Source organism: Hydrocoleum sp. CS-953 (assembly GCF_002260545.1).
GTDB lineage: Bacteria > Cyanobacteriota > Cyanobacteriia > Cyanobacteriales > Microcoleaceae > Trichodesmium.
In genome coordinates this window covers 1-6,270 of the sequence record NZ_LGSU01001044.1, presented here as the reverse complement: position 1 = coordinate 6,270, position 6,270 = coordinate 1, and the positions used below count along the sequence as shown (strand labels likewise).

Here is a 6,270-nt window from a genome sequence, read left to right as displayed (position 1 = left end):
ACTAATTGTAATAGTAGGTAAATTATCCAAAATATCTGAATTTTGATTTATCTCAGTAGGATTAAAATTTTTCCTTCGTTTTTCTGCTAAAGCGTCAATAGCGTTAGAAATAATATTCAGAAATACTTGATTTATCTGACTAACATAACACTCCACTTCGGGTAAGTCATTATAATCTTTAATTATTTGAATTGCTTTTTCCTGTGGTTTATGTTTGAGTTTATTTTGTAAAATGAGGAGAGTGCTTTCTATTCCTTCATGGATATCTACAGACTTTACCTCAGACTCATCCAAACGAGAGAAATTTCGTAAAGAAAGAACTATATCAGCAATGCGGTTAGCTCCCACTTTGATAGAATTTAAAATTTTCGGTAAATCTTCAATCAAAAAATCTAATTCTATAGTTTCTATTTCCTCTTGAATAACTGTAGGTGGGTCAGGATAGTTTTCCTGATAGAAATGAATTAAACTAAGTAAGTCTTCAGTATACTGACTAACATAAAGAATATTACCAGAAATAAAGTTAATTGGATTATTAATTTCATGGGCAATACCAGCTACCATTTGCCCTAAAGACGACATTTTTTCAGTTTGAATAAGTTGTGCTTGAGCTTGTTGAAGTTTGTTTAAAGCGTCAGATAATTCCTGAGCTTGTGCTCTAGCTTGAAAAGCAACTTCACGACTTTGATTATATAGTTCTGCTTGATCAATAGCGATCGCCAATTGATCTGTTACTGCCTTTAAAAGTTGTACTTCACTATCATCCCAGTGACGAACAGAGGTATGATGGGCACAAACTAAAACTCCTATTTTTCCAGACTGAGTTTGAATTGGTATAGAGACAAAAGAAATTATACCCAAAGCAACTATAAAACGTCGCATTTTTTTATCATCAACAAGACTAATATTGTCAACTCGAATAATTTCTAATTGTAAAAATCTTAAAGCCCAAGAGCCTACTTGTTCTATTGTATATTTACCAAGTAAGCCAGGTAAATTTTCTCCTTTTGACTCATTAACAACTTCCCAACTATCTAGAAAATTATTATTAGTTTCGTCTAGATTTGTACTACTAGCAAAACGATGCCAAATAAAATGACAACGATCTATTTTTAAGATAGTACGAACTTGATGGACTGTAGTCTCTAAAATCGTCTCAATATCGAGAGAATTACGAATTTGATTTGCCAAATGATTAAGTAGTTCTTCATGGCGAGCAATTTGTCGAAATTTAGCCTCTGATTCTTGAAGTTTTTGTTGAGCTTGCTTACTTTCTGTAATATCTAACCCTAAAGATATTAAACCAATAACTTCATTATCATCATCTTTAATTTTGACTTTAATTAATTCTAGATTATGCTCTTTACCGTCAATAAACGTAAAAGTTTCTTCACAGTGACATGGAAAATTATTTCCCCAGCAATTCGCATCAGATTTATGAAGATTTGCTGCTTCTTTTTCTGTAAAAAGTTTATGATATTGTTCAACTTCCAAAAACCTTGACTCAGTAATTCCTATATTTTTACATAATGTATTATTAACAAACTGAACTTTGCCATTAACGTCAGTCATTAAAATCCAAATAGGAGCATTATCAAGAATTGCTCTTAAAGTTTTTTGTTGTTGGTTTAATTTTTCCTGTGCTTCAATACGTTCAGTAATATCTTCATAACTGCCAAGAATACCTATTACTTGACCATCTTGATTATGAAGAGGAACTTTACTTGTTTGTAACCATCTTTTTTGACCCTGAGTAGTTAATTGAGGTTCAATTATTTGGTATCTAGGTATATCAGATTCCATTACTTGACAATCTATTATGCGATAATGTTCAAAATATTCTTTATTTCCAGGTAAATCATAGTCAGTTTTACCAACTATTTCTGTTGGTGATTTAAAACCTGCTCTATCAGCAAAACTATTATTACACCCCTGATATACTAGGTCTTGATTTTTCCAAAATATTGATTGGGGAATAGTATTGATAATTAATTGGAGTTTTTGTTGAGATAGTTGTAATTCTATTTGTGCTTGTACCCGCTCGCTAACATCTAAAACTAGGGATAATATCGAAATAAAATTTCCTTTTTCATCGAAACAAACCGAGTTATACCATTCACAATTTATTACTTTTCTCTGTTTAGTATAGTTACGATTTGTACAAGTATTTCTGGGCATATTTCCTTCTTGGAGTTCTTGCATTAGACTTACAACTTTTTCTAAGTCTTCAGGAAATATAAATTCCCAATCATTTACCTGTAAATCTATGACTTCTTGCGGTTGCCAACCAAAGATTTTTTCTGCTTGTTCTGACCAACGTTGTACTCGAAATTCACTATTCCACTCAATCACTGCTAGTGGAGTATTTTCTACATGAAAATTCAATTGTTGTAGAGCCGTTTTTAGTCTATTTTCTGCTTCTACTTCTTCGCTAATGTCATTAATAATTGCAGTTAATATAGTCTCATTTTTTAACTCTAATTTAGAAATAGAAGCTGCTGCTGGAAACTCAGTACCATCTTTCCGAAGCCCCCAAATTTGCCGACGATTAGACATAATACGAGAAACTTCAGTATCAGTAGAAAATTGACGCACATAGTTTTGATGATTTGCTTTATATCGTTCTGGCAATAGAACATTTAATGATTTTCCTAAAATTTCACTTGCTTGATATCCAAATATTTTTTCTGCTCCTTGATTAAACATAGAAATATTTTGATTTTCATCCACTGAAATAATGGCATCTTGAGCAATTTCTAAAATTCCACTTAAACGTTTTTCGGATGCTTCTAAAGCTTCTTGTATTTGTTGACGTTCTTTAATTTCTGCTTTTAATATCTCGTTAATTGCTTCTAGTTTTGCCGGATTAGGAAGTGCTAATAAGTTAGGAATTAATGGTACTAATTTTCCAACTGTAAATAAAGATATTAAAGCTGTCATTACTTTGACTAAACCTGATAGCCAATAAGTAGGATGCCAGAGAGTCCAAATTGACATTAAATGAGTCAATCCACAAGCAACAATAAATGCACTAAATAATATAAATATTTCTGGGTAGGGTACATCCTCTCGTTTGCGAATGAAATAAATTAAGGCAATAGGAATTGAACAGTAAGCTAATACAATTAATCCATCTGACAATATGTGCAGCCATACTAATTCAGTTTGCCAAAAATAACAATGTCCGTGAGGAATAAAATTTCCTGTACTCCAAATTTTTGATAAAAAATTCATTTTTCGGAAAGATTTTCAAGGAGAACNGCAATAGGAATTGAACAGTAAGCTAATACAATTAATCCATCTGACAATATGTGCAGCCATACTAATTCAGTTTGCCAAAAATAACAATGTCCGTGAGGAATAAAATTTCCTGTACTCCAAATTTTTGATAAAAAATTCATAGGCTTTTCTTGTTAAAAAAAATTCTAAAACTATCAGATTGAAAAAAAATAATTATTTATTTTTATTAAGTTTATATTTTTATTAGTATTAAAGTAAGCATTTCCTGCGGAATGCTGCGCAAACAGCTATTAGCGGTCAGCAATCAGATGGATGAATAAATAATTCCTGCTTAGGTTAAAGAAGTATATTTTAGTCTTCATTAATGGATAACGAATAATGAATAATTACCTCTGGTTAAAACCGTTACGGAATTGAATATAAGGAAATATCCTAGCACTTTTTTTCCCCTTGAAAGGGGAGGCTTTTAAGCAAGGTATTGAATTAGAGACTGTTTGTAAAACAAATATTAAGAGGGCTCAGAGTGACTAAAATATAAAATAGGTAAGACTTCAAAAGGTTAAAATCTGGTAAATATCCAGAGGAGGAAAGGTACATACTATTCCTATATTTTTAAGTGACAAATAGTTGTCTTAATTTCTTATTACCAAAAAATAAGGTCTAAAGCCTCCCCTTTTAAGGGGATGAAAAAATCCAACGTCAGTATTTCAAGCCTCCGGCTTTAGTCGGAGGTTCACTGATAACTGTTTCGCTGCGCGACATGAAAAGCGCAGCTCCTCCGCAGGAGGCTAACTGATAACTGAAATGACCTGTTCCCACCTTCTGTGTTCCCTGTTCCCTATCTCCTTTTTATATTTCCTGATACATTCAATCTCTTACAAATAAATATTATTAAAATTAATCTCGACCCTTTTCCCTACTTCCCCATAATTTTGTACCCGATAAAGTTGCAGACTGCTATATATAAATTTAACCACACATTGCTCGACTAAGATAAATTGTATATCCAAAAAAAATTAATACTCAAAATTATGTAATTTATTCTTGACGTTGGTCAGAATGTTCTCGACCCGAAACATTTTTCATCGCCTCTAAAGCAGCTCGAGAACCTGCCAAAATATCCCGTTCTTCTCCTCCCAAATAAAGCCGTCCAAAACTACCCACCGCTTGAATTTGTAAAATATTAATTAAAGCAGCTTTTTCTGCTTCATTGGCCGCTAAAGCAGCATAGGCAGCAGGTTGGACTTCCAAAACATAGAGAGTTTGGCCACCCAAAATCATTTGGCCTCGACGATTACGATTAATTAACTGTGCTTGGTGAGAGTCAATATTACGGATCACCTGACTAGAGACAATACGAGGTTTCAGGCGATCGCCTTCCTGCACATCCAAAGCTTGCAAAATTGCTTGACCAGCAGCTTTTGTATCTCCCTGACGACTAGAATGAATTTCGAGTAAACCATAAAGTCGTTCCACAAATTGAACCCCAGGCCGAACAGAATTAGATTTGAGGGCCACATCCGTAATACGATTAATTTCAATACCTGGAGAAATTTCTACCCATAGGGAAGTATCACCTGGTAATGGTAAAAAGCCAAGGGCCACTGTACCAATGTAGGCCGCGTGCTGAGGTTGCAAGTTGTCTATAAATACATAACTGCGCAGTTCTATTCCCAAGGCTTAAATCTCCGTGTAGTGGGGTAAAATTACATCCTTAATCGTAGTTATTATATGTTAACTGTTTCTCTTAAGTCAAAAGTTAAAAATTAGAAGTAATTCTATGTTTGACTAATAAATTTATTTTTTCTACTATTTAATCTATTGTTAGTCAAAAGTCATATTTTTCCCAATTATGTTTTTCTCAAAACAGAAAAATGAAAGTATTTCGAGCAAAGCAATTATCAAAAAAATTAAATGAATGAAACTAATATTCGCTTACTTCAAGAACATGAATTGCCCAAAGCGGATCGAATATTTCGATTGGCTTTTGGTACATTTTTAGGTTTGCCAGACCCAATGAAATTCTCTGGTAATACTAACTATATGCAGCGTTGGTATGCTTATCCAAAAGCTGCTTTTGCAGCAGAAATAGACGGTCAATTAGTAGGTTCTAATTTTCTATCTAAATGGGGTAGTTTTGGTAGTTTTGGACCATTATCAGTACATCCGAATTTTTGGAATCAACGAGTAGGTGAGAAATTGATGTTAGCCACAATGGAATGCTTTCAAAATTGGCAAACTCAACAGATTTGTTTCTTTACCTTTTCCCGCAGTCCTAAACATTTATATTTTTATCAAAAATTTGGCTTTATGCCTCATTTTTTAACTGCCATTTGTGCTAAATATGTTTCTCAAAAACAGCAGCAATTACAAAGCATTAGGTATTCACAAATTTCACCAGAAAAACAAAAAGAATATTTATCAGCAAGCCAAGAATTAACTAATAATATTTATCCCGGACTAGATTTACAGTCAGAAATTTTAGCAGTAGCAAATCAAAGATTAGGAGATACTTTATTTCTCTGGGAAAATGGTAATTTAGAAGGATTTGCTATTTGTCATTATGGTGCAGATACCGAAGCAGGAAGTAATACTTGTTATATTAAATTTGGTGCAGTTAATTTAGGGAAAAAAGGGAGCGATATAACTCCGTTTCACTCACAGGAACGCTTTGCAAAATTATTGAATGAATGTGAAATATTTAGCCATATTGTGGGAATGTCTAAACTTGTAGTCGGAGTCAATACAAGTCGTCAACAAGCCTACATTCAAATATTAAATATGGGGTTTAAAATTGAGACATTAGGAGTAGCAATGCACAATCCTAATGAACCAGGTTATAACCGTCCGGATATTTATATTATTGATGATTATCGCTAGAGAAAAACTAGCCTTTGCTGAGAGTTGCGTCATAATTATCGCTTAAGAATAAACTATATAATATGGGATATGGGAAAAAATAAGTAAAGATCACTTTAGTATGTAAATATTTAATTTTATAAAAAATACATATTAGTCGTTAGAATACTT

The 6,270-nt window shown here is 32.8% G+C and carries 3 protein-coding genes; 1 reads left to right on the top strand and 2 read right to left on the bottom strand.

Going from position 1 to position 6,270, the window contains the following annotated elements; genetic code table 11:
• Both AFK68_RS15320 and AFK68_RS15310 read right to left on the bottom strand, forming a co-directional pair.
• On the bottom strand, positions 1 to 3,234 hold a 3,234-nt coding region (locus AFK68_RS15320), incomplete at its 3' end, for a PAS domain S-box protein (RefSeq protein WP_094673540.1).
• A gap of 1,044 nt (positions 3,235 to 4,278) precedes the next feature.
• On the bottom strand, positions 4,279 to 4,917 hold the full coding sequence (locus AFK68_RS15310) for a hypothetical protein (protein ID WP_094673539.1): 639 nt from the start codon (positions 4,915 to 4,917) through the stop codon (positions 4,279 to 4,281).
• Positions 4,918 to 5,154: 237 nt separating this feature from the next.
• Here AFK68_RS15310 and AFK68_RS15305 point away from each other — a divergent pair, with 237 nt between their 5' ends.
• Positions 5,155 to 6,120 (top strand): GNAT family N-acetyltransferase, encoded by a 966-nt coding sequence (locus tag AFK68_RS15305; RefSeq protein WP_094673538.1) that lies wholly within the window; start codon positions 5,155 to 5,157, stop codon positions 6,118 to 6,120.
• Positions 6,121 to 6,270 lie beyond the last annotated feature (150 nt).

Bases quoted from the DNA above. Each gene is read 5' to 3' on its own strand.
- AFK68_RS15305 (WP_094673538.1), top strand. From the start codon at position 5,155: ATGAATGAAACTAATATTCGCTTACTTCAAGAACATGAATTGCCCAAA.